Consider the following 22,964-nt stretch of genomic DNA (forward strand, 5'->3'; position numbering starts at 1 on the left):
CTCGACCCGATCCCCGTCTACGAACCGACCGACGACCCACCCGACGGCTTCCAGCGATTGCTCTACGGCCGCCACCCGGCCCACACCTTCGCGAAGACGCAGAACACCCCGGCGCTGCGTGCGCTCGCCCCCGACAACGAGGTCTGGGTGGCGAGCGCCGTGGCGTCCGAGCGAGGCATCGAGACCGGCGACCTCGTCACGCTCCGCAACCAGGACGGCATCCGCTCGCTCCCGGTCCGGGCCCTGGTGACCGAACGGATCCGGCCCGACGCGGTCTACATGGTCCATGGCTTCGGCCATGACGCCCCGCTGATGACCGGAGCCCATGGCGTCGGCGCATCCGACACGGCGATGCAGAGCCGCTACGCGCTCGACCCGATCTGCGGCGGCGCCGGCCTGCGGGTCAACTTCGTGCAACTGGAGGCAGCGTCATGACCCGCTACGCGATGGCGATCGACCTCGAACGGTGCCTCGGCTGCGAGGCGTGCATGGTCTCGTGCGCCGCCGAGAACGAGGTGCCGCTCGGCACGTTCCGGCTGCGGCTCCAGACGACCGTCGCCGGGCGCTTCCCCGACCTCGCGGCCGAGCACCGCATGGAGCAGTGCTTCCAGTGCGAGGACTCGCCGTGCCTCGGCGTCTGCCCGACCGGTGCCAACCACAAGACCGACGACGGCATCGTGCTCGTCGACCGCAACCAGTGCATCGGGTGCAGGGCCTGCGTCGTCGCCTGCCCCTACGGCATGCGCTACATGCACCCCGACGGCTACGCCGACAAGTGCTCGTTCTGCGACCACCGCGTCCGCCAGGGCCGCGACCCGGCCTGCGTCGAGACGTGCCCGACCGGCGCACGCGTCTTCGGTGACCTCGAGGACCCGCAGAGCGACCTGCGACGGGCACTCGGCGACGCGAAGCAGGTCACCCAGCTGCGACCCGAGACCAAGACCCACCCGCGGGTCTTCTACACCAACCCCACCCTCGGCGACCGGACCGGTCTGCGCACCGCGCCCGAAAGTGAGTGGTCATGACCAGCCTCATCGTCACCGGCACCGGCACCGACCGCGCCGACGACCTCGTCGTCGACATCGTCGGCGGCAACGAAGCGGTCTACCCGCACCTCGAGGCGTGGGAGTGGCCGATCGCGGCGTACCTCTTCATCGGTGGGCTCGCCGCGGGGCTGATGATCTTCGCCGGCGTCCTGGGCCGGAGGAGCACGCAGTTCCGCCGGTCGATCGCCATCGCCGACCGCTGGACGCCGTTCGTCCTCGTCGTCGGCCTGCTCCTGCTGTGGGTCGACCTTGCGAACCGCTGGAACGTCTGGCGGCTCTACCTGACGTTCCGCACGTCGAGCGCGATGTCGTGGGGCAGCTGGATCCTCGCCGTCGCGGTGATCGTCGCGGCCGTGCGGTTCGCGCTCCACGCCTTCGACCTCGAACGGGCGCCGAAACGGGTGCGTGGACGGCTGACGAAGCTCCGGCATTGGGGCGCACGATCGCGCCGGGCCCTCGACCTCGTGACGATCGCCGTCGGCATCGGCGTCGGCCTCTACACCGGTGTGCTCCTCAGCTCGATCTCGGCCCGGCCGCTGTGGGACTCGTCGCTCCTCGCGCCGCTGTTCCTCGTCAGCGGCACCGCGGCCGGTGGCGCGCTCCTGCTCGCGATGGCCGACGCCGACACGCGTCACGTGCTCGCACCGGCCTCGATCGCGCTCGGTGGCGTCGAGCTCGCCCTGCTCGCCGCCTACCTGTTCACGACCGGCGCCCGCGCCGGTGTCGCCGACTCCGCGCTCGACACCCTGTCGAGGGGCGGGTACGGCCTCGCGTTCTGGGGGCTGGTGGTCGCCGCCGGCCTCGTGATCCCCCTGTCGATCGAGATCTTCGATCGATTCCGCCCGCTCGCAGCGGCCTGGTCGCGCACCGCATCGGCGCTGACGCTGACCGGCAGCGCGGCGTTGCGGGCCGTGATCCTGTTCGGCGGCCTGGCGAGCGTCGCATGAACGACATGTTCCACCAGACGGTCCACAAGGAGGGCCAACCATGACACGCACACTGCTCCGCGCCGCTGCCCCCGTGGTGACGGTTGCGCTCCTGCTCGCGGCATGCGGTGATTCGGACGAGGACACGGCCGAGGCCGTCGACGTCGCCGACCCGCCGGCCGCGGCCGTGGAGGACGCCACCGATGATGCGACCGACGCGGTCACCGACGACGCGGCGGCGGTACCGGCTGTCGACGTGGCCACCGAGGTCGATTCCGTGATGGCGGGGCTGCCCGAGGGGTGGCTGGCGCTCAAGACGGTCGAGGACTTCGACACCGCCGTGACCCAGACCAGCCCGCTCGTGATCGATGTCCGCGAGGTGAGCGACTACGAGGCCGGCCACATCCCCGGAGCGGTCAACATCCCGATCCGGTCACTCGCCGACCACGTCGACGAGATCCCGATGGATCAGCCCGTCGTCGTCTACTGCGCCAGCGGCTACCGCGCCGCGATGTCGACGATCGCGCTCCGCTCGCTCGGGTACGACAACGTGCGGGCCTTCGGCGGCAGCTACAAGGCGTGGACCGCCGCCGAGCGCGAGGTCTCGACCGATCCGGTCGCCCTCCCCGCCGGCACTGCCAAGGACATCGCCCCAGAGATGCTCCTCGCCGTGTCGAACTTCCTCGTGCCGATGCCCGAGGGCTACCTCAACATCGGCGAGATCGAGACGATGCAGGGCGCCATCGACGCCGGCGCGTACGTCGTCGACGTCCGCGAGACCGGCGAGTTCGCCGAGGGTCACATCCCTGGCGCCGTCAACGTGCCGCTGCGGACCCTGATGGACGGCGGCCCCGACTTCCCGACCGACCGCCAGGTCGTCGTGTACTGCAAGTCGGGCTATCGCGCCGCGATGGCCAACGCCGCCCTCGGCGTCGCCGGCTGGGACAACATTCAGGCGTTCGCTCCGAGCTGGAACGCCTGGACCGAGGCGGGACTCGAAGTCGAGCTCTGACCTGGTGAGCCCGGCCGAGCCGGGCCGTCACCAGGCCACGCCCGGTGGGATGCCGAGGGTCGCGACGGAGGCCGTCAGGCACCCACCGGGTTCGACTGCGCTCAGGCGCAGGCGGCTCGTCGGCTCACGACAGCCGTGGCAGCGGCACGACCGCCCTGACCTGGCACGGGTGCATGCGTACAGCGTGGGTCGCCGGACCGACACGGCCGTAGGGTCACCTACATGGGAGTGACCTTTCAGATCTTCTCGATCACGCCTGATCGCCTCGATGAGTTCCAGTCCGACGCGGCTGCCGCTGCGGCGTTCACCATGGAGCACTACCTCCGGGACGTCACCGGTGACGACTTCGAGGCCGTGTGGCTCGACAAGACCGGGCTCGGCATCCTCGAAGCGTTCGGGATGGTCGACGGGAGTGCCGAGCCGCCCGCCAAGTGGTGTCTGGGCGCGGATGTGCTATCGCTCGGCGAGGAGATGGTCTGCCCGTTCCTGACTCCCGAGCAGACCACGGCCTTGGCCGCGTGGATCGCAACGGTGTCCGACGACGACTTCAGGGCGCGCGCCGGCTCGAACATCATGGACACCGACGTCGAGTACCTGGCAGGTGGGTTCGCTGCGTTGCGGGCGTTCTACGAGCGAGCGGCAGCGGCAGAGCGAGCCGTGCTCGTCTACGCCTCGCCCTGAGTCAGGTCAGCTGCGGCGGCGGCGGACTTCTTCGGTGATGGCGGGGAGCATCTCGTGGAGGTCGGCGATGACGGAGTAGCCGGCCTTCGTGACCATGTTGGCGGAGGCGTCGGTGTTGATCGCAAGGATGTTCTTCGCCGCCTTGGCGCCGACCCAGTGCTGGATCGCACCGCTGATGCCGCACGCGATGTACAGCTGCGGCGCAATGCGTGTGCCGGTCTGGCCGACCTGATCGCTGTGCGGTCGCCAGCCGTTGTTGGTCACGGCGCGGCTGCAACCGACGACGCCGCCGAGCTCCTTGGCGAGCTCCTCCAACGCGGCGAAACCCTCCTGGCTGCCGACGCCGCGGCCGCCGCCGACCACGACCGGCGCGGTCGCCAGCGTGACGCCACCCTCGACCACGTCGCGGTCGGTGATCTGCGTGCGCAGGCCGGACTGGTCGAGCTCGAGGTTCAGGGTCGACACGTTTGTCGCGACCGGAGCCTCGGCGGCTTCGACCGCGTGGTGGGCGATCGACACGATCGGCGTCGGCGAGGTGAGCGCCGCGTCTTCGTTGAGCGAGCCACCCCACTGGACGCGGGTCATCTCCCAGTCGTCGGCCACCTTCACGTCGAGACAATTGGCGACGAACGGCAGGTCGAGCACGGCGGCGGCATGGGCGAGCATCTCGTTGCCGCGGTCCGTGCCGCAGGCGACGATGCCGGCCGGCGATAGCTCCTGAGCTGCGGCGGCGATCGCGTCCCCGCACACCTCGGGGCTGTAGTCCGTCAACCAGTCGACCGGGACGACGTGGACCGTCTCGGCCCCGTACCGGGCGCACTCGTCCGCGAGCGACTCGTCGACGATCAGCAGCGCTTCGCACGTCGTGCCCAGTTGGGTCGCGAGCGAGCGGCCGAACGTCAGCGCCTCGCGTGACGCATCGGCCATCGTGCCGCGGTCGTGTTCGATGACGACGAGGAACCCTCCGCTCATGACAGCACCCCCAGCTCCTCCATCAGGTCGACGACCTTGGCGGCGGCGTCGGGGCCATCACCCAGCTGCACCGTCTCGGACACCTTCTCCTCGGGGCGCACCAGGCGCACCTTCGACTGGCCGCCCGGCTCGGCGTCGGACGACACCACCGACACGTCGAGCTTCTTCGACGCCAGCCGGCCCCGCATCGTCGGGTAGCGGGGCCAGGTGATGCCCTCCTTCACGCCGACCACCGCCGGCGGCGGCAGCTCGTAGACCTCCGAACCGGTGTCGATCTCGCGGCGGCACACGAACGACGAACCGTCGTCGGACAGCTCGACGCCCTTCAACCCCTGCACGATCGGCCGGCCGAGCGCCCGAGCGACCCGGATCCCGACCTGGAAGCCGCCGGTGTCGGCCGACTCGTTGCCCATGACGATGAGGTCGAACGGGCCGTCCTCGGACTCGATCGCGTGGATGGCTTCGGTGAGAGCCTTGGCCGTCCGCTGTGGGTCCCAGTCCATGGCGTCGACCTCGACCAGGGTGGCCTGGTTCACGCCGATCGAGGCGGCGTAGCGGCACTGCTCGTCGGCCTCGGGGATGCCGAGGGTGAGGACGTGGGATTCGCCGCCGTGCTGTTCGATCAGCTGGACGGCGAGCTCGACGCCGCACTCCTCGTGGGGGGACATGGTGAACCCGAGGTTGGCGGTGTCGACCTGCTGGCCGTCGGGGGTGACGTTGATCTTGGCGCCCGGCGCAGGGACTCGCTTCACGCAGACGAGGACGCGCATCAGGGCTGTCCTCCCAGGTCACGTTGTGTCAGACACAACCTGAACGGTCGCAGGCGTGGTCTGGCTTCGCTGGCACTTTCAGGTTGTGTCTGACACAACGTGACGGCGCGCGGCCTGACACTCACTTCTTCATCCGTTCGTTCGTCGGGTCGAAGGGGCCGTCCACTCCGACGACCTTCACGGGGAACTTCTCGTTCATGTACATGGCCTGCAGGTCTGTTCCGGGCTTGGCGAGATCCCTGGGCAGGTAGGCCATCAGGACCTGCTTGCCGACGCTTGGGCCGTAGCCGGCCGTCGTCACTCGGCTCACCCTTCCGTGGCTGTCGAGGATCACCTCTCCGTCCATCGTCATGATGGGTTCGTTGCCGCCCTGGAACCACCTCCGGCGGCCTTGGGAGTCGTGGTCGTCCTCGACCGTCAACGTGCACATCAGGACCTCGGGGTCGCCCTTCTCACGAGCGGCGACGTACGCCTCCTTGCCGATGAAGTCGGCGGCCTTCACCCTCGGCCGCGCCAACCCCGCCTCGAGCGGGTTGTACTCGCTCTCGAGCTCGGCGCCCTGGAGGCGGTAGCCCTTCTCGATCCGGCCCGACACGGCGTACACGCCCATGCCCGTCGGCCGCAGGCCGAACTCGCCGCCATTCGCCATCAGTGCGTCCCACACCTTCACGGCCTCGTCCCACGCGACGTAGAGCTCCCAGCCGGCGTCACCGACGTACGAGATCCGGAACAGCGTGACCGCGACGTCCTCGTCACCACACCGCAGCGTCACATCCACGAGCCCGCCGTACGGCGAGCCCTCCTGGCTGAGGTCGGCGTCGGTCAGCGTCGCCAGTAGCGCCGGCGCGTTCGGGCCCCACAGGCCGATCGTCGCGATGTCGCGCGACAGGTCGGTCACCGTGACCGAGCCGTCCTTCGGCATGTACTTCTGGATCCACGCCAGGTCGCGCGGCCCGTCGAAGGCGCCGGTCACCACCTGCACGACGTCCTCCGACACCCGCTGCATCGTCAGGTCTGAGTGGAACCCGCCGTCGGGCGTCAGGAACGGTGTGTACGTCGCCCGCCCCACCGGGCCGATCTTGTTCACGCACAGGTAGTCGGCGAACTCGACCGCGCCCGGCCCCGTCAGCTCGAAGATCTGGAACGCCGACAGGTCGAAGATCCCGCAGTTCTCCCGCATGTTGAGGTGCTCACCGACCGTGATCGGGCTCCACCAGCGGTTGTCCCACTCGACCTCCCGCTCCTCCACGCCATAGCGCTCGACCAGATCCGCATTGCTCGTGAACCACTGCGGCCGCTCGAACACCCGCGCCTGGAAGAAGAACGCCCCCAGCTCCTCCTCCCGCTCGAAGAACGGCGACACCACCATGTTGCGGCGCGACTCCCACTGCTCGGCGGGGTGCACGATGCCGTACGTCTTGTTGAAGTGCTCGCTGGCCCGCGCCCAGATGTGCTCGTCCGGCCGCTCCTCCGGATAGAACCGCGAGATGTCGGCGCCGTGGGCGTCGATCACCCGGGGGTACCCGTACGTCATCCACTCGGCGACGACCTGGGCCATGCCCGGCCCCTCCTTCACCCACACCGCGGCCGCCGACCACAGGTTGCGGACCTCGACCGTCTCACCGAGGCACGGCATCGCATCCGGCGTCAACGACAGGAGCCCGTTGATCGCGTACTTGATCTCGGCATCGCCGAGCATGTCCATCAGCTCGATCGCCTGCTCCATCTGCGGATCGAAGTCGTCCTGCGTGAACGGCATCTCGGTGGGGGAGAGCGCCGCCTCGTCGTTGGACGGGATGCTGTCGGGGTGATGGAGGATCGGCCGGTGGGCATACGAGCCGACCTCCATCGACCCCGACGACTGGCGCTCGTAACAGAACGTGTCCATGTCCCGCACGATCGGGTAGCCGATCTCGTTGTTGGTCTCGGCGAGGATGTCGATCGGACCGACGTCGGCCATCTGGTGCACCGCCGGCACGAGCGGGATCGTGGCGCCCGCCATGTTGGCGATCCGGTTCGACCACACGCCGCAGGCGATCACCGCGTACTCGCACTCGATCCGACCCTTGTCGGTGACCACCGCGGTCACCTTCTGGAGGCCGGTGCCTGGCTCGGGCTCGGTCTCGACGTCGAGCACCTCGGTGTTGGCGAACACCTGCATGCCCGTCTTGTCGATCGCCTCCTGCCGGAACAGCGTGCCCGTGTCGAGCGAGTCGACCACCGACACGGTGGGGCAGTAGAAGCCGCCGAGGATCACGTCCTCGCTGATGAACGGGACGAGCTCCTTCACCTCGGCCGGCGTCAGCAGCTTCGCCTCGACCCCCCACGCCGTGGCGCTCGTCATCCGCCGCTGCAGCTCGTCCCACCGCTCCTGCGTGCGGGCGACCTCGATGCCGCCGCTGTCGACGCTGCGGTCGAGGTCGCGGTACTGGTTGGCCGACTGCACGCCGAGCAGCGCCATCTCCTTGTTGTGGTCGACCGGGAAGATGAAGTTGCTCGCATGGCCCGTCGAACCGCCCGGGTTGGGCAGCGGCCCCTTGTCGAGCAGCACCATGTCGGTCCACCCCAGCCGGGCGAGGTGCCCGGCCAGGCAGTTGCCGACGATGCCGGCCCCGATGATCACGCACTTCGCAGAACTTGGCACCTCGCTCACCGTGAGCCTCCCCTCGCACGTTCAAGTTGTGTCAGACACCACGTGACACTTCGTTCACGTGGTGTCTGACACAACTTGAAAGTTGGACTGATATATCATGAATGTATCACGAGCAAGTCCTTGAGTGCACAGGCCTACGAGCGCATCCGGCGGATGATCGTCCGGCTCGAGCTCGCGCCCGGCGACATCGTCCGGGAGGACGCGCTCCAGGACCTGCTCGGCATCGGGCGCACGCCGATCCGCGAGGCGCTCCAGCGCCTGGCCCGCGACCAGTTCGTCACCGTCATCCCCCGGCGCGGCATGTTCGTCTCGTCGATCGACGTCGACGAGCTGGCGATGCTCTACGAAGCCCGCGCCATGCTCGAGCCCTACGCCGCCCGCCTCGCCTGCGTGCGCGGCACCGCCGATCACTGGCAGGAGATGGCCGACGTCATCGAGCGCTCACTGCGCGCCGGCATCCCGCCCGAGGACCTCCTCGCCGTCGACCGCCGCTGCCACGAGATCATCTGGAACGCCGCCGGCAACCGCTTCCTCACCGACACCCTCGACATGCTCTACGCCCAGAGCGACCGGGTCTGGCACATGTACCTCGCCGACGTCGCCGACACCCGCCACGCCGTCGACGAGCACATCGAGATCCTCGACCTCCTCCGCACCGGTGACCCCGACGCGTGCGCGGGTGCGCTGGAAGCCCACGTCCAGTCCTTCGACGACCAGGTGCGCGCCGCGGTCACCGGCCGCCTGGGTTCCCCCCTCGCCGGCTGATCTCGGCCGGACCGTTCGGTCAGTCGTGCCTGCTCGACGCCGCCCGCAGTTGTTCGATCTCGCGTTGCACGAGGTCCTCGCGGAGCGGATCGCGCCGGTAGACCTCGAACCACTGGCGGAGCACGAACATCCCCCAGATCGCCATCACGAGCACCGGCCACGGGAACACCCACTCGTCGGTGAAGCCGCTGACGATCCAGAGCGCCCAGAGGCCGATGTTGACGACCACGTAAGCGAACAAGTGTGTCATGAAGTCGCGCTTGGCCTTGACCCGCTTGACCGCAACCGCACGCAGCTCGTCGTCGGTGGGTTCGGGGACCGACGTGCCACCCGTCGGCATCGCCCTGGTGTTGGTTGAGACGTCGCTCATCTGCCTACCTCCTCCCGGAGTTCCGAGCTCGGATCCGTGGATCCATCTCCAGCGTCCGGCGTGAAACGTCGTCGCGTCCAGAGTCCTACGGCTCTTGGTCGATCGGCCGGCTCCTCTCACCCTCGCCGGCCGAGTTTGTCCTGGCGGGCCTCAGCTCCTGCCCGACGCCGCGAACCGGATCGTGCCGGTGAACCGGCGCTCGACGCCGACTGCCGGATCTTCGGCTCCGTTGCCGTCGCCCACTCCGTGAAGGAGCTGGTGGTGATGGCTTCCTGCACCCCGGTCCCCCGTTCGGTCTCACCCGATGAGTGCCGTGAACGCCGCCGTCGCACCACCACGAATCCAGATCCTTGCCGAGACGCCCGTCAGGAGTGACGAGATGTGCCACGGGGCCCAGCCGAGAGGCGGGGCGACCCAATCGTTGCGGTGCACGGAGTCGCCTGCGAAGCACGGCGATGAGCAAGCCGCTCGCCGCGCAAGGCGTACCTATCCGCTGAGCCCCTCGCGCGCATGCGCCTCGCGGGCAAACGCGATGGCCGGGCTGATCCGGTTCACCACCGACAGGAACCCGAGCGATGCCGTGGCCGGGTGCTCGGTACGCTCGCCCGATGGCCGAGCCGTTCGTCCCCGACGACTTCGAGGTGCCCGTCCATCTGACCGGGCCCGGCTTCCGGCTCGAACCGCTCGGGCCCGAGCACAACGAGCGCGACCACGACGCGTGGATGTCGAGCATCGACCACATCCGCGCCACGCCGGGTTTCCCCGACGGGTCGTGGCCGTCGCCGATGTCCGTGGAGCGCAACCGAGCCGATCTCGTCCGGCACGCCGACGACTTCGAACGTCGCGTCGGATTCACGTACTCGGTGCTGGACGGCGACGAGGTGATCGGTTGCGTCTACATCTACCCGAGCTCGCACGCCGACCACGACGCCGCCGTGCAGTCGTGGGTGCGAGCATCACACGCCGACCTCGATGCGGTGCTGGCCGGCGAGGTCGCGGCCTGGCTCGATCGCGACTGGCCGTTCACCCGCGTGGACGACCGCGGGCGCACCTGAATCGCCCGCCGACTCGCAATCGGCACCGCCATCACGGATCGCTCCGCTCTGCGCGCCACCGATCCGCTCACCGACATCGAGTTGCGAGATGTGCCTGGGGCTTCAGCGGATAGGTACGCCTTGCGCGGCGAACGGCTTTCTCGTCCCCTGCTTCGCAGGCGACTCCGTGCACCGCAACGATCGGGTCGCCCCGCCCATCGGCTGGGCTCCCTGGCACATCTCGTGACCAGTGCCGCGCCCGCCAACGTTGCCCTGTTCGCCGGCCGGACGCACCGCTGGCGTCGTTCCGGTTTCCTCGAGAGTGCGCACGGCAAGGCCGCCGGCACTTCCTTCGTCGCCGCGCCTTGCCAGCGGCACGTTCGACTCGGCGCGCAACAGCGCAAACGTTGCCGGTCGCGGCACTACGTCGCCGTCAGGACTGCGAGCAGGTTGCGCTGCTCGAAGGCGAAGCCGGCGGGGTGCGGCTCGGCCATGCGGTGGAAGCGGTCGCGCAGGTCGTCGCCGAGCTCGACGACGCGCTCGGCGCGGGCAGGGACGATGCCGACCAGTACCTCGACCCACGTGTCGAAGTCGTCGTAGACCGCTTCGCCGACGAACTCGCTGCGAGCGATCGGGCCGAACCCGGCGACGCCGTCGAGTGCCCGCTGCGCTGCCGCCCGCTCGAGCCGCTCGTCGACGACCGGCATCGCGACGATGTCGTCGGCCGCATCGGGGTCGGGTTCGACGACGTACAGCGTGCCGCCAGGCCGGAGCACGCGCCTGGCCTCGCTGAGCGCATCGGGCATCGCGTGCTCGGGGACGTGGTGCAGCGAGTAGACGAAGATCACCAGGTCGAACGACGCATCGGCGAACGGCAGGTCCTCGCCGGGAGCATCGACGTAGGCGTCGGGGTGCTCGGGATCGGCGGCGATGGCACGCTGCCGCATCACGTCGCCGCACTCGGCCCCGACCGGGCGTGCGCCACGTTCGCGCAGCCAGCGCACGAGCGCGCCGGCGCCGCACCCGACGTCGAGCACGTCGAGCCCGGCGACGTCGATCGTCTCGGCGAGCACGTCGGTCTGGGTCCGCGCCCCGCTCATGTTCCAGCGCCCGTCGCTTCGGGGCCCACGAATCGCCAGGCCTGCAGCTCGGCGCGGTACGGGTAGTCGAACCGGTCGCCGAGCGGCTCGACGACGGCTCGCACGTCGGCCACGACGCGAGCCTGCTCGCCACCGTCGAGCGCTCCGATGAAGCTGGTCGACAGCGTGCGAGCGACCACCCCGTCGGCGTCGGTCGCGACGGGATGGTCGCAGTGCCAGTCGTCGGCCAGCTCGAACCGCGCATCGCCCTCGATCGCGCGCCGCCACACCATGGACACATGACGCGGCGTGTCGCCGGCATGGCGCTCGATGATCTCGGTGACGGCGGCGACCCACGGCACCGACAGGTCGCGGACGTTCCACGCGGTGACGAGGTGGCCGCCCGGCACCAGCACGCGGGCGATCTCGTCGAGGGCCACGGCGTGGTCGAACCAGTGGAACGCCTGGGCCGCCAGGACGGTCGCGGCCTCGGCGTCGCCCACCGGGATCCGCTCGGCCGTGCCGTCGAGCACCTGGACGCCCGGTACGTGCTGCTCGAGCTCGTGCCGCATCTCGGCCACCGGCTCGACGGCCATGACCGCGACGCCGCGCTCGGCGAGGGCCCGGGTGAAGATGCCGGTGCCGGCGCCGAGCTCGATCGTGCTGCCGCCGCGATAGCGCTCGACGAACCGGTCGACGAGCTCGGGCGGGTACCCAGGTCGCGCGTCGCGGTACGTCTCCGCCCGCGCCGAGTACCCGCCGGCCGCCGAGCGATGGATCGTCTCGGTCACGCGCCCTCCAGGGGGCCGTGGGCGGAGCCGCGTGCGACGTCGAGCTCGACCAGCTCGCCGTGCGGCAGGCGCCATTCGAGCGCGGCCGCCGGTTCGAGTCGGAGCAGGTGCATCATCAACATCCTCGCGATCATCTCGTGGGCGACCACCAGCGGCCGGCGGCTGCGATCCCCGATCTGCTCGATCGCCTGCGCCGCCCGCCCGGCGGCATCGGCGTAGCTCTCACCACCGGGGAACCGCCAACGGTACTTGTCGCGGGTGCGCTGAGCGAGCACCCCGGGGAACCGCGTCTCGATCTCGGCGTCGGTGAGTCCGCTCAGGTCGCCGTGGTCCAGCTCGGCGAGATCGTCGAGCATGGTCACGCCGACGCCGATCCGATCGCCGACGATCACCGCGGTTGCGTGCGCCCTGCCCAACGGGCTGCTCAGCACCCGATCGACGGCGCGTCCTGCCGCCAGAGTAGCGATGCGCTCGGCGTCACGGTGGCCGTCAGGCGTCAGCGGCGAGTCGAGCCGGCCCTGCCGCCGGCCCTCGACGTTCCACTCGGTGCGCCCGTGCCGGGCGAGCAACCAGGTCGGCACGAGCCCACCCTGTCACGTGCGGCTCGTCCGACTCGCCATGGGAAGTCGGATGGACGCTCGATCGACGGGTGCGGCGATCGACCCCGACGCCGTCAACCCTGCAGCTCGGGCACCGATGCGACGATGGTGATGGCTGCGGTGAGACCCCAGAGCGACAGCGCGACGAACGCGATGCGAACGTCGCTCGGCGTGCCGATGCGGATGCCGCGGCGCATCGCGGCGACCCTCGTGCTGATGCCGCGGCCGGCGAAGTACAGGAACATCCCGCCCCCGACGAGCCCGAAGTAGGGCCAGGCCGGCGAGTCGACGATCAGCAACACGCCGGCGACGACCAGCGTCCAGAGGCTGAACGCGTCCCACCGCGCCTCGCCACGCACGTCGGCGTAGAAGGCCGGGTCCACGTCGGCCTCGGCGTCGGTCAGCGAGAGCCGCTCGGCGGTCGGTGGTGCGAGCCAGGCGAGCGTCTGCCCGGCCCACGCCAGCAACGCCAGCGCCAGCACCACGATGCCCCACACGATCGTCATGACACCTCCAACGAGATCGACGGACGGACCGGTCCACGTTCCACTCCAGTCCCGGAGAGCCGCGACGGCCAGGGTCGGAGGTCCTCGCCCGCCGGCCGACCTCTCAGCGGATGCGAACGGCGAGCGATCGGTCGGGTTCGCCGCAGCGCTCGGGATGCAGGATCGAGGCGATCGTCTCGACGCCGTCGACGACCCGCGGGCCCGGTCGCACGACGACGGCATCCGCGTCGATCGCCCAGACCTCGGCCTCCGGTGGCAGGTGCCCGCGTTCGATCACGTCGAGCGCGAGCCTCGTCGCACCGTCGAGCCGGTAGCCGCACGGCGAGACGATCACCACGTCCGCCCGGGCGGCCTCGATGACCTCCCACTCGAGCATCTCGGAGTTCGCTCCCGGGAAGCCGAGCACCGAGTCGCCGCCTGCCGAGACGACCATGTCGGGGACCCAGTGGCCGCCCGTGAACGCCGGATCGGTCCACTCCAGGACCATCGTCGGTCGGGCCGTCACGCCCTCGAGCCGCTCGGACACACCGTCGAGTCGCTCCCGCAACCCCGAGACGATCCCCGCCGCCCTCGCCTCGGCGCGTGTAACACGTCCCGTCTCGGTGATCGTGTCGAGCACCTCGTCGAGCGACATCGGATCGAGCGTCAACACGTCGGCCGAGCAGGCGAGGAACGCCAGCGCATCGTGGACCTCGCTCACGTCGACGGCGCACACCGCGCACAGGTCCTGCGTGACCACCAGATCGGGGTCGATGTCGGCGAACGCGCCACGGTCGAGCCGGTACAGGTCTTCGCCGGCGGCGATCCGCTCCCTCACGACACGGTCGATCTCGGCGGGGGAGAGGCCCTCGGGGAGCGCCGACGTCGACACGATCCGCTTCGAGCGGGCCTCGCCGGGGAAGTCGCACTCGAACGTCACGCCGACCACGTCGTCGCCGAGCCCGAGCTCGAAGAGGATCTCGGTGGCCGAGGGGAGCAGCGAGACGATCCGCACGGGCGGGATCGTACGGCCCGCTGCGTCGTCAGATCCGGTCGAGCAGCCGACCGAGCGGCGGCGGCAGGTCGGCCGGGTCGAGGAGGGCGGCCAGTGCCGCCGCCAGGCGCTCCTTGCGCCCGCTGCGGATCCCGAGGAAGCGGTGCAGCTGCTCGTCGACCGGGCGGCCGCGCTGAGCGGGCTGCTGCTGCATGACGCGGAACGTCCGGAGCTCGTCGTGCGCCTCGAGCACCCCGAGCGTGGCGTCGACGCCGACGGCGCGCAGCAGCTCGTCCTCCAGGTCCCGGTGGCAGACGAAGTAGGCACCGTCGCCGAGGGCACGGTCGAAGTAGGCGACCTCGGCTTCGTCGCACAGGCCGATCACGGCCACGGAGCCTGCGTACCGGCGGACGTGGTGGCCGACGTTCGTCGCGCCGCCCATGGCGACGACGGCGACACCTGCCAGATCGCGGCCGACCCGCCGCGCCAGCGCCTCGACCGCGGCGCGGTCGCTGACCCCCTCGACCAGGACGGCCGTGCGGATCCCAGGGTCGAGGTCGGGGACGTTCACGATGCGATCATCGCGTGCTGCCCGGCCGGATGCTGATGTGACACACGTCGATGCGCGGCCGCGGCGTGAACGCGCTGCGCGGCATGCTCGTCTCGACGTCCAATTGCCACGGCGATCCGCGTCGGAGCCGCTCCTGCCATCGTCGAGCGACCGCCCTCGGCACGATCAGGTCGGCGCGTTCGAGCCGGCTGGCCGGATGCGTCAGGCGGTCGAGCACCGCCGAGACGCCGTCGAACGGCGGGTTGGCCACCACGCGGAACGATCGGCCCGGCAGCCTGAGGTCGGTGATGTCGGCCCCGACGACCTTCACCCGGTGGTCGGCGAACCGGTCGCGGAGTCGCGCCGCCCGCGACGGGTGCAGCTCGAAGGCGATGACCCGTGCGCCGACCCGCACGAGATGGCACGTGATGGCACCGTCGCCGGCGCCGAGGTCGAGCACGAGGTCGCCCGGGCCGACGCCGCTCGTCACGACGAACCGGCGGGCGTGTGCGTCATCGAGCCGGTGCCACCCCCACTGGCGCCGGGACCGCGGAGCGCGCGTTGAGCGAGGTGTGCCCGGGGAACGGGGCGCGGCCCGCGGCCGTCGACCGGACACGGCGGACCATCGCTGCGAAGATCATGCGACGATGTTGGCCGCCCGAGCGGGCCGGAGTGAACCGGGTTTCGCGGCGCGGGGCTGCTGTCGTCAGCGCACGCAACCGGTGGCCATCGCGACGACCGGGTCGTCGTCGGCGCACGTGTCGCGGCCACGGAGGAGTGATTCGGCGAAGAACGACGCACCGGGCGGCGAGTACGACCCGCGGATCGTGACCTCGTAGCCGTCGCCGACGTGGCGCAGGACGGTCACGGTCACGCCGTGCACCGTCACCGACTCGCCCACGTCGACGACGTGCTCGAAGCCGTACGGCGCGCCGAGCGCCTGGCGCTGGATGCGCGCCGTGCTCAGCCCGCTCAGGCCGCCCGTGCGGTCGAGCTGGTCGACCACGTGGATCGCGACGCCCTCCGAGGCGAGGAAGTCGTCGTTGCCGACGGCCGGCTTCGCCTCGACGGTGAGCAGGCTGAGCGGTTGCGCCGGATCGGGGAGCGCCACCAGTTGCAGGCCGTCGCCGTTCGGCCGTTCGAGCACGTAGTTGGCCGTGCCGGAGGGGTGCGTGACCATCTGGCCGTCGCCGAGCCAGTCGCTGGCGAGGCGGTTGAACGCGAGCGTGTTGCCCGGGATGCACGGGTAGCTGACGTTGCCGACACGGCACCACCCCATCCCGTCGCTCATGACGTCGACCGGATTGTCGTACTCGTCGTCGGGCCCGATGTACGAGTGCGGCCAGTGGAGCGTGTGGCCGATCTCGTGCGCGATGACGCCGGGGTTCGGTCGGACCGAGATCGTGGCACCGCCCAGCCAGCTGCCGCGGCTCGATTGGTTCGGTGCCCAGTCGAGGACGGCGACGTCGGGCGCGCCCGACCCGGTGAAGATCGTGCCCGGCCCGGCGAAGCCGCCGCCGTCGAGCGTGGTGCCGGCGACGAGCACGTTGGTGTACGGGGCACCTGTGAGCTCGCTGGCTGCGTCGAGGCAGTCGAGGGGATCGCCGTTGCGGCCGACGGAGACGTTGCCGCGGGCGGTGAACACGACGTCGTAGCGGCCACCCGAGAGCTCGTCGAAGTACGGCTCGAGCTCGGCCTGGGCGAACGCGGCGAAGTCCTGCGACGTCGTCGTGTGCTGCTGCGAGCCGTCGAAGACGTTCGAGTCGACGGGGATCTCGCACACGTACACGGCGATGCGGTCGGTGCCGACCGCCCGGTGGAGGTCGGGCCGGCGGACGTGTGCGTTGCGGTACTGGGCTGCCGACGCATCCGCGGCCCGCGCCGGGCAGCCGGCGTCCGAGCCCGACGGTGCCGGTCCGGTCAACCAGCCGGCGATGTCGACGACGAGGTGGGTGGGGTTGCGGTTGAAGAGGCAGATGTCGCCGTCCGGTCCGAGCGCGGCGATGACGAGGTTCGCGGTGGTGCGCCCGGCCGTGAAGTTCAGGTTGGACGAGCCCGGCAGCGTCGAGCCCTGCGGGTGGCTGGTCACGAACCCGGGCAGGCTCGAGCCGGTGCTGGTGACGTTGAGCACGACGGCCGCCGCGTCGGCCGGGATGCCGGCCCGCCCGGCCACGTCGAGCTGCAGCGAGGCGCCGTCGGGCTGGATGCCGCCGCCCGCGAACCCGCCGTCGGCGGTCGGCTCGCCGTCTCGGGTGTCGAGCAGGCGGGTCGGTGCGGGCAGCGGCCGGAAGACGGTGTCGGGCAACACACCGGCGATGTCGACGACGAGATGGACGGGCGCCAACGTGTAGACGCAGACGTCACCGTCGGGGTCGAGTCTCGTCATCACGGCGTTGGGCGTCGTGAGGCCGGGCGAGTAGTTCACGTTCGATGCGTTCGGGCGTGGTGCATCGCACGGGAACACGGTCAGGAAGCCGTGGGCGCCGATGTCGGTCGCCGTGACGTTGAGGGCGACGGCGGTCGCGTCGGGCGGGACGCTGCCGCGCCCGGCGACCCGGATCTCGTACGTGGTGCCTGCGCCACGGCGCCCGGCGCCGACGAACCGACCGTCGACCGTGGCCTCGCCCGGCCGCGTGTCGGCGAGTCGCTCGGGTGCGGCGAGCGCCTCGAACGTCCCGGCCGGGAACTCGCCCGCGACGTCCGCGATCAGGTGTGACCCCGCGAGCGTGAACAGGCACACCGTGCCGTCGTCGGCCACCCGGGTCAGCACCGCGGCCGCGACGGTCTGGCCGCCGACGTGGTTGAGGTTCGACGTGTTGGGCTGCGGCTCGTCGCAGGGCCACACGGTGACGAACCCTGCGCCTTCGGGTTGGTCGACCGTGACGTTGAGCACGACCGAACCGACCGGAGCGGGCAGGCCGGCGCGGCCGGCGACCGCGAGCTGGAGCACCGAGCGGGCCGGCCGCTTGCCGATGCCCGAGAGCGCGCCGTCGACGGTCGGGCCACCCGCTCGGGTGTCGAGCAGCCGCTGCGGCGCGGGGAGTGGCTCGTACCCCGCCGCGGCGGCCGCGGGTTGTGCACCGGGCGACACGAACACCGCCGTCGTCGCTGCGACCAGGGTCGCGCTGACGAGTGCGAGGAGCCGACGCATACGGCTCCTCGTTGTAGCAGCGCCGACGTGCGACCGCTCCGCGGGACACGAATTCGGCGACGCGCCGGATCGACCACGGAACGCCGTCGTCGATTCGCGAGACTCCGGCGATGGATCCGCTCGGACTCTTCCGACTCGACGGCCAGGTGGCGGTGGTGACCGGCGCCTCGTCGGGTCTCGGCGCCCGGTTCGCACGGGTACTCCATGCGGCAGGTGCCACGGTCGTCGCCACCGCCCGACGCGGCGACCGTCTCGAGGCGCTGGCCGGCGATCTGCCCGGCCTCGTCACCCGCGTCGCAGACGTGGGCCTGGCCGGTGATCGCGAACGCCTCGTCGCCGACACCCTCGCGAACGAGGGGGCGATCGACGTGCTCGTCAACAACGCCGGCGTCTCGTTCACGGTCGGCATCGAACACGAGACGCTCGAGCAGTTCGAGCAGGCCATGCAGGTCAACACGACCGCGGTCTGGCACCTCACGAAGCTGGTCGTGCCGCACATGGTCGGGCGTGGTGCCGGCGCGATCGTCAACGTCGCGTCGATGCTCGGCCACGTCGGCTCGGCGCCGATCAAGCAGGCCAACTACTGCGCGAGCAAGGGGGCGGTCGTCAACATGACCCGTGAGCTCGCGCTCCAGCTCGGACGCAAGGGCGTGCGCGTCAACGCACTCTGCCCCGGCTACTTCCCGTCGGAGATGACCGAGAACATGGTCGGCGACGAGGGCAGCGAGCAGTACATCCGCACGTACTCGGCGATCCCGCGGATGGGCGAGGAGCACGAGCTCGACGGCGCCCTGCTGTTGCTCGCGAGCCGCGCCGGCTCGTACATCACCGGCCAGTCGCTGCTCGTCGACGGCGGCTTCACCGCCCGCTGAGGCAACGACCGGGCTCCAACCGTGCCGGGAGGGCGTTGATCTCGCCGGTCGACCGCGTCGGAGCCCGGTCGCGACCGGCGACGCCTGGCCGACCGCGCGGCTCGACGGTGGTGGGTGAGCGTCGAAGCGGCGGCGCTGTTGCGCCGCTTGCGGAGGCGGTGAGCTCGGTAGGCGCAGTCGGTCCGGCTTGGCCGGCCGGCGAAGCCCGTTCGAGAACGGTCGATTCAAGCCGACAGGCGCCGATCCCGATGATCTGACAGCATGAGTGCCGGTATGGACGTCTCCCTGCAGCCCGCCGCGGTCGAACGCGGGTCCGATGCGGTCGCCGCCGGGCAGACCGCCGACACAGCGGCGCGCATCACCGGCTCGGTCGGCGGCGTGCTCGCCGGTCGCACCGAGGCGATCGAGACCGCCGTTGCGTGCCTGCTGTCGGGCGGGCACCTGTTGATCGAGGACATCCCGGGTGTCGGCAAGACGCTGCTGGCGCAGGCGTTGGCGGCGTCGGTCGGCGGGTCGTTCCATCGCATCCAGGGCACGCCCGACCTCCTGCCCGGTGACGTGACCGGCACGATGTTGCCCGCCGGCGACGGGTTCGAGCTGCGCTTCCGCCCCGGTCCGATCTTCTCGAACATCGTCGTCTTCGACGAGCTCAACCGCGCCAACCCACGAACGCAGTCGGCGCTGCTCGAGGCCACCGAGGAGGCCGCGGTCACCGTCGACGGCGCCACCCGCGAGCTGCCCGCACCGTTCCTCCTGATCGCCACGCAGAACCCCGTCGAGATGACCGGCACCTACCCCCTCGGCGAGGGCGCACTCGACCGGTTCGCCGCGGTCGTGACACCCGGAAGGGCGGCAGCCGACGACGAGGTCGACGTGCTGACCGGCCGCCGCGGCCGCACCGTGCTCCAGGCCGTCGAACCCGTCACCGACATCGGCGACCTCCTCGCAGCGCGCCGTGTGGTCGCCGATGTCTACGTGGCCGACCAGATCGCCCGCTACGTCGTCGCCCTGCTCGAGGCGACCCGCCAGCATCCGCGCGTGCGCCTCGGCGCATCGACGCGCGGCGGTGTCGCACTCGTCGGTCTCGCCAAGGCGCGTGCGGCGATGGCCGGCCGCCACTACGTGGTGCCCGACGACGTGGTGCGCGTCACCGAGTCGGCGTTGTCGCACCGCGTGATCGTCAACGACGCCGGGTCGGTCGGCGCCGGCCGCGACATCGTCGCCGAGTGCCTCGACCGGGTACCCGCGCCGACCGCATGATCCGTCCTGTCGGGGTCTCGGCAGGCGGCCTCGGTCTGGCCGTCTCGTGGCTTGGCGGGTTCGCCATCGTCCGGATGACCGGCTCGACGCCGGTCGCGATCGTGCTCGCAGCGGGGTTGATCGCCTTCCTCGGCGCAGCCGTGGTCGGCGCGTTCGGCCTGCGCCACGTCTCGATCGGGCGCGTCTCGCTCCCCGACCTGTCGACGCAGGGCGACGAGGTCCCGATCGCGGTCGAGGTCGAGGCGCCGAGGCCCGTGTGGATCGTCGTGCGGCACGGCTCGGCGAAGGTCGCCTCGGGGTGGGCCGGCACGCACGGCTTCCGGGGGCCCGCATCGTTCCCACGACGTGCGGTGGTCACCTCGCTTCGCATCGATGTCCGCTCGGCGGGCACGTCGGGACTGGTCTGGTGGCGGCGGCGCTTCGAGGTCGACGTCGACGAGCACCTGGTCGCGCCCGAGCCCGCCGACGGGTCCGTGCCGGTCGAGCGGCGTTCGCTCTACGGCCGGGGCGAGCTCTCGGGGGCCGCCGGCGCGGTCGCCGGGCAGATCGACGGTGTCCGCCCATGGCGTGAAGGGGACAGCGAGCGGCACGTGCACTGGGCCTCGTCGATGCGGGCCGGCGAGCTCGTCGTCCACGACCGTCGACGCGACGTCGATCAGGAGTGGGTCGTCGAGGCCACGCACGGTCGACCCGAGCCCGACGCCGAGGCGGCCGCTGTGCTCGCCAAGCTCGAACAGGTGCTGCGAGCCGGCGGCGACGTGAAGGTTGCGATCGGCGACGGCCGGCCCGAACCGATCGCGAGCGTCGACGACGCCGCTCGGTGGGCGGCGCGGGCCGATCTCGGTCCCCGGCCGGCCCGACGCCGGACGCTGCGCGAGATCCGGTGGCGGACCGAACCCGAGACGTCGGCGTCGCTGTCCGCCCGCTGGTGGGCCGCCGGCGCGACAGCCGTCTCGATCGCGATGCTCTCGCTCACGCTCGAGCTCGGTCTCGTCGTGACCGTGCTCGGGCTCGCCGGGATCGCGGCCGGCGCCCTGGTCTCGGGCCGAGTGCTGGTGTCGGGCGAACCGGCGTCGCTGACGTTGCGATCGTTCGTCGCCGTCGGTGCGCTCGTGGCGTTCGTGATGGTGCTGGCTGCCGGCGGCCGGCTCGAAGGTCTGCTCGACGTCCTGCGCGGCCCACTCCCGATGCTGCTGGTGATCCTGATCGGGCTCCACGGCTTCGAATGCCACGACCGGCGCACCATCCGCGTGTCGCTCGGCATCTCCGGTGTGGTGATGATGTACGCCTCCGGCTTCCGGGTCGACGACTCGATCATCTGGTGGCTGCTGGCCTGGGCCCTGTGCTTCGGCGTCTCGATGGCCAAGCTGGCCGGTCCGACGGCGCGGATGCCGCTGACCCGAGCGAAGACCGCATGGCCGACGCGGGCGGCATCGATCGGCGTCGGCGCCGTTGCCACGGTCGGGCTGCTCGCGATCGTGCCCGTGCCGCGCGGCCCCGCCCATCTCACCCTGCCGACGTTCATCGATCCGATCCGAGACGTCACGACTCCGGGCGCGATCGTCGGCCCCGACGGCGACGTGCGCGACCAGGACTTCGACGCCGGTTCCGACACCGACGGCCTGCGTGCACCGCCCGGGCAGGCCGGCGGATACACCGGCTTCGCGCAATCGATGGACACGTCGGTGCGCGGCGATCTCGGCGACGAGATCGTCATGCGAGTGCGGGCGCCCGAGCCCGACTTCTGGCGCGGGCAGACCTTCGGCCGATTCGACGGACGCCGGTGGTACGCCGACGAACGCATCGGCAGGCCTCGGCGGGGCCCCAACATCGATGTCGCTCCGACGCTCGGCGACCGGCCCGACCCGGACGCGGTCGACGTCGAGCGCTTCGTGCAGACCTACTACGTCGAGGCCGACATGCCGAACGTCGTGTTCCATGCGAACCGCCCGGTCCAGGTGATCATCGACGCCGACGTCTGGACGCGCGAGGACGGCGCGATCCGGGCGTCGACCGTGCTGGGGGAGGGGTCGGTGTACACGGTCGTCTCCGCCAAGAACCGCGTCGATGCAGCGAGCCTTCGTGGGCAAGGCCTCGTCGGCGATCGGCTGACGCAGCTCGGGCGTGAGGTCTTCGCCCAGTACCTCGAGGTGCCCGAGTCGACGTCGCCGGCGACGATCGCACTCGCCGACGAGCTCGCTCGCGACCGGACGTCGACGTACGACGTCGTGCTCGCCTACGAGGCGTGGATGAACCGCAACGTCGAGTACGACCTCGATGCGCCCCTGCCCGACCCCGGGGAGGACGCCGTGCACGACTTCCTGTTCGACACGCAGCTCGGCTTCTGCGAACAGATCGCCTCGTCCCTCACGATCATGCTGCGCACCCAGGGTGTGCCGGCCCGCCTCGCCACCGGCTACGTCTCGGGGACCCGCGACCGCGTGGCGGGTGTGTTCGAGGTCCGTGCCAGCGATGCGCATGCGTGGGTCGAGGTGTGGTTCCCCGAGACGGGGTGGCAGGCGTTCGATCCGACCGCCGCCGTGCCGCTGGCAGCCGACGCCGAGATCGACTCGGTGGGCGCCGACCTGATCGAGGGTGCTGCCGGCTACGTCGGCGACAACACGACGACGCTGGCGCTGATCGCAGCACTCGGCGTCGCCGGCGTCGGCTCGCTCCGCGTGGTGCAGGTCGTCCGGCACCGACGCCGTCGCGGACGATGGGGGCTGCTCCAGGACCGCTTCGCGGCGGTCGCGACGGAATCCGGCGCCTCGGCCGGCGTGCCGAATCCGCAGCTCGCAGCGATCTGGAAGCAAACCGACGACGCCCGAGTCGCACGCGAGGTCGCCGAGCGCCTCGACCGCGTCGCGTTCGACCCGACGTTCGATGACGCCGACGATCATGCATACGACGAGACGCGCAAACTCGTCGGGATGCTGAGCGCACTCGACCAGTAG

General features: G+C 70.9%; 22 protein-coding genes. 10 read left to right on the forward strand and 12 right to left on the reverse strand.

What is annotated here, in order from left to right:
* The 5 genes from QNJ12_RS08995 to QNJ12_RS09015 all read left to right on the forward strand — a co-directional run.
* On the forward strand, nt 1-435 hold a 435-nt coding region (locus tag QNJ12_RS08995), incomplete at its 5' end, for a molybdopterin dinucleotide binding domain-containing protein (RefSeq protein WP_300621857.1).
* On the forward strand, nt 432-1,025 hold the full coding sequence (locus QNJ12_RS09000) for a 4Fe-4S dicluster domain-containing protein (protein WP_300621859.1): 594 nt from the start codon (nt 432-434) through the stop codon (nt 1,023-1,025). The genes QNJ12_RS08995 and QNJ12_RS09000, both read left to right, overlap by 4 nt.
* A complete protein-coding gene (gene nrfD / locus QNJ12_RS09005) occupies nt 1,022-1,993 on the forward strand; it encodes an NrfD/PsrC family molybdoenzyme membrane anchor subunit (protein WP_300621862.1) in 972 nt (323 codons plus the stop codon). The genes QNJ12_RS09000 and nrfD overlap by 4 nt, the downstream gene beginning before the upstream one ends.
* Nucleotides 1,994-2,033: 40 nt before the next feature.
* Entirely contained in the window at nt 2,034-2,984 is a 951-nt protein-coding gene (locus QNJ12_RS09010) for a rhodanese-like domain-containing protein (RefSeq protein WP_300621865.1), read from the forward strand.
* A 222-nt stretch (nt 2,985-3,206) separates the two neighbouring features.
* Nucleotides 3,207-3,665: a DUF1877 family protein gene (locus QNJ12_RS09015; protein WP_300621868.1), complete on the forward strand. Its 459-nt coding sequence runs from the start codon at nt 3,207-3,209 to the stop codon at nt 3,663-3,665.
* 6 nt (nt 3,666-3,671) lie between these two features.
* Here the strand turns inward: QNJ12_RS09015 and QNJ12_RS09020 are convergent, their stop codons facing one another.
* The 3 genes from QNJ12_RS09020 to QNJ12_RS09030 form a co-directional block, all read right to left on the reverse strand.
* Entirely contained in the window at nt 3,672-4,637 is a 966-nt protein-coding gene (locus QNJ12_RS09020; protein WP_300621870.1) for an electron transfer flavoprotein subunit alpha/FixB family protein, read from the reverse strand.
* Complete coding sequence (locus QNJ12_RS09025; RefSeq protein WP_300621873.1) at nt 4,634-5,407, reverse strand: electron transfer flavoprotein subunit beta/FixA family protein; 774 nt, start codon at nt 5,405-5,407, stop codon at nt 4,634-4,636. Before QNJ12_RS09025 ends, QNJ12_RS09020 begins: the two co-directional genes overlap by 4 nt.
* A 121-nt stretch (nt 5,408-5,528) precedes the next feature.
* Nucleotides 5,529-8,051: an FAD-dependent oxidoreductase gene (locus tag QNJ12_RS09030; RefSeq protein ID WP_300621876.1), complete on the reverse strand. Its 2,523-nt coding sequence runs from the start codon at nt 8,049-8,051 to the stop codon at nt 5,529-5,531.
* A 129-nt stretch (nt 8,052-8,180) separates the two neighbouring features.
* Between QNJ12_RS09030 and QNJ12_RS09035 the strand changes: the two genes are divergently transcribed.
* Nucleotides 8,181-8,825, forward strand: a complete 645-nt coding sequence (locus QNJ12_RS09035; protein WP_300621879.1) for a GntR family transcriptional regulator — start codon at nt 8,181-8,183, stop codon at nt 8,823-8,825.
* A gap of 19 nt (nt 8,826-8,844) precedes the next feature.
* Here the strand turns inward: QNJ12_RS09035 and QNJ12_RS09040 are convergent, their stop codons facing one another.
* Nucleotides 8,845-9,195: a 2TM domain-containing protein gene (locus tag QNJ12_RS09040; protein ID WP_300621881.1), complete on the reverse strand. Its 351-nt coding sequence runs from the start codon at nt 9,193-9,195 to the stop codon at nt 8,845-8,847.
* Nucleotides 9,196-9,803: 608 nt separating this feature from the next.
* Here QNJ12_RS09040 and QNJ12_RS09045 point away from each other — a divergent pair.
* Nucleotides 9,804-10,250 carry a hypothetical protein gene (locus QNJ12_RS09045; protein WP_300621883.1) on the forward strand — a complete coding sequence of 149 codons (447 nt, stop codon included), beginning with the start codon at nt 9,804-9,806 and terminating at the stop codon, nt 10,248-10,250.
* Between the two features lie 401 nt (nt 10,251-10,651).
* Here the strand turns inward: QNJ12_RS09045 and QNJ12_RS09050 are convergent, their stop codons facing one another.
* From QNJ12_RS09050 to QNJ12_RS09085, 8 genes are all read right to left on the reverse strand, one after another.
* Nucleotides 10,652-11,329, reverse strand: coding sequence for a class I SAM-dependent methyltransferase (locus tag QNJ12_RS09050; protein WP_300621885.1), 678 nt, complete (start codon nt 11,327-11,329; stop codon nt 10,652-10,654).
* Nucleotides 11,326-12,099 carry a class I SAM-dependent methyltransferase gene (locus tag QNJ12_RS09055; protein WP_300621887.1) on the reverse strand — a complete coding sequence of 258 codons (774 nt, stop codon included), beginning with the start codon at nt 12,097-12,099 and terminating at the stop codon, nt 11,326-11,328. Before QNJ12_RS09055 ends, QNJ12_RS09050 begins: the two co-directional genes overlap by 4 nt.
* On the reverse strand, nt 12,096-12,680 hold the full coding sequence (locus tag QNJ12_RS09060) for a histidine phosphatase family protein (RefSeq protein WP_300621889.1): 585 nt from the start codon (nt 12,678-12,680) through the stop codon (nt 12,096-12,098). Before QNJ12_RS09060 ends, QNJ12_RS09055 begins: the two co-directional genes overlap by 4 nt.
* Nucleotides 12,681-12,772: 92 nt before the next feature.
* Nucleotides 12,773-13,204, reverse strand: coding sequence for a hypothetical protein (locus tag QNJ12_RS09065; RefSeq protein WP_300621891.1), 432 nt, complete (start codon nt 13,202-13,204; stop codon nt 12,773-12,775).
* Between the two features lie 103 nt (nt 13,205-13,307).
* A complete protein-coding gene (locus tag QNJ12_RS09070; protein ID WP_300621893.1) occupies nt 13,308-14,198 on the reverse strand; it encodes an ABC transporter substrate-binding protein in 891 nt (296 codons plus the stop codon).
* Nucleotides 14,199-14,226: 28 nt separating this feature from the next.
* On the reverse strand, nt 14,227-14,748 hold the full coding sequence (locus QNJ12_RS09075) for a TOPRIM nucleotidyl transferase/hydrolase domain-containing protein (RefSeq protein WP_300621895.1): 522 nt from the start codon (nt 14,746-14,748) through the stop codon (nt 14,227-14,229).
* A 7-nt stretch (nt 14,749-14,755) separates the two neighbouring features.
* On the reverse strand, nt 14,756-15,343 hold the full coding sequence (locus QNJ12_RS09080; protein ID WP_300621909.1) for an rRNA adenine N-6-methyltransferase family protein: 588 nt from the start codon (nt 15,341-15,343) through the stop codon (nt 14,756-14,758).
* 90 nt (nt 15,344-15,433) lie between these two features.
* Nucleotides 15,434-17,878, reverse strand: coding sequence for a hypothetical protein (locus QNJ12_RS09085; RefSeq protein WP_300621911.1), 2,445 nt, complete (start codon nt 17,876-17,878; stop codon nt 15,434-15,436).
* Between the two features lie 110 nt (nt 17,879-17,988).
* Here QNJ12_RS09085 and QNJ12_RS09090 point away from each other — a divergent pair, with 110 nt between their 5' ends.
* The 3 genes from QNJ12_RS09090 (at nt 17,989) to QNJ12_RS09100 (ending at nt 22,964) form a co-directional block, all read left to right on the forward strand.
* Nucleotides 17,989-18,750, forward strand: a complete 762-nt coding sequence (locus QNJ12_RS09090; protein WP_300621913.1) for an SDR family oxidoreductase — start codon at nt 17,989-17,991, stop codon at nt 18,748-18,750.
* A gap of 261 nt (nt 18,751-19,011) precedes the next feature.
* Nucleotides 19,012-20,010, forward strand: a complete 999-nt coding sequence (locus QNJ12_RS09095) for a MoxR family ATPase (protein WP_300621915.1) — start codon at nt 19,012-19,014, stop codon at nt 20,008-20,010.
* Complete coding sequence (locus QNJ12_RS09100) at nt 20,007-22,964, forward strand: transglutaminaseTgpA domain-containing protein (protein WP_300621916.1); 2,958 nt, start codon at nt 20,007-20,009, stop codon at nt 22,962-22,964. The genes QNJ12_RS09095 and QNJ12_RS09100 overlap by 4 nt, the downstream gene beginning before the upstream one ends.

This window comes from Ilumatobacter sp. (assembly GCF_030065885.1).
GTDB lineage: Bacteria > Actinomycetota > Acidimicrobiia > Acidimicrobiales > Ilumatobacteraceae > Ilumatobacter.

Coding starts and splice junctions, on each gene's coding strand:
- QNJ12_RS09000 (WP_300621859.1), top strand. CDS start 432: ATGACCCGCTACGCGATGGCGATCGACCTCGAACGGTGCCTCGGCTGC.
- nrfD (WP_300621862.1), top strand. CDS start 1,022: ATGACCAGCCTCATCGTCACCGGCACCGGCACCGACCGCGCCGACGAC.
- QNJ12_RS09010 (WP_300621865.1), top strand. CDS start 2,034: ATGACACGCACACTGCTCCGCGCCGCTGCCCCCGTGGTGACGGTTGCG.
- QNJ12_RS09015 (WP_300621868.1), top strand. CDS start 3,207: ATGGGAGTGACCTTTCAGATCTTCTCGATCACGCCTGATCGCCTCGAT.
- QNJ12_RS09020 (WP_300621870.1), bottom strand. CDS start 4,637: ATGAGCGGAGGGTTCCTCGTCGTCATCGAACACGACCGCGGCACGATG.
- QNJ12_RS09025 (WP_300621873.1), bottom strand. CDS start 5,407: ATGCGCGTCCTCGTCTGCGTGAAGCGAGTCCCTGCGCCGGGCGCCAAG.
- QNJ12_RS09040 (WP_300621881.1), bottom strand. CDS start 9,195: ATGAGCGACGTCTCAACCAACACCAGGGCGATGCCGACGGGTGGCACG.
- QNJ12_RS09045 (WP_300621883.1), top strand. CDS start 9,804: ATGGCCGAGCCGTTCGTCCCCGACGACTTCGAGGTGCCCGTCCATCTG.
- QNJ12_RS09050 (WP_300621885.1), bottom strand. CDS start 11,329: ATGAGCGGGGCGCGGACCCAGACCGACGTGCTCGCCGAGACGATCGAC.
- QNJ12_RS09065 (WP_300621891.1), bottom strand. CDS start 13,204: ATGACGATCGTGTGGGGCATCGTGGTGCTGGCGCTGGCGTTGCTGGCG.
- QNJ12_RS09085 (WP_300621911.1), bottom strand. CDS start 17,878: ATGCGTCGGCTCCTCGCACTCGTCAGCGCGACCCTGGTCGCAGCGACG.
- QNJ12_RS09090 (WP_300621913.1), top strand. CDS start 17,989: ATGGATCCGCTCGGACTCTTCCGACTCGACGGCCAGGTGGCGGTGGTG.
- QNJ12_RS09095 (WP_300621915.1), top strand. CDS start 19,012: ATGAGTGCCGGTATGGACGTCTCCCTGCAGCCCGCCGCGGTCGAACGC.
- QNJ12_RS09100 (WP_300621916.1), top strand. CDS start 20,007: ATGATCCGTCCTGTCGGGGTCTCGGCAGGCGGCCTCGGTCTGGCCGTC.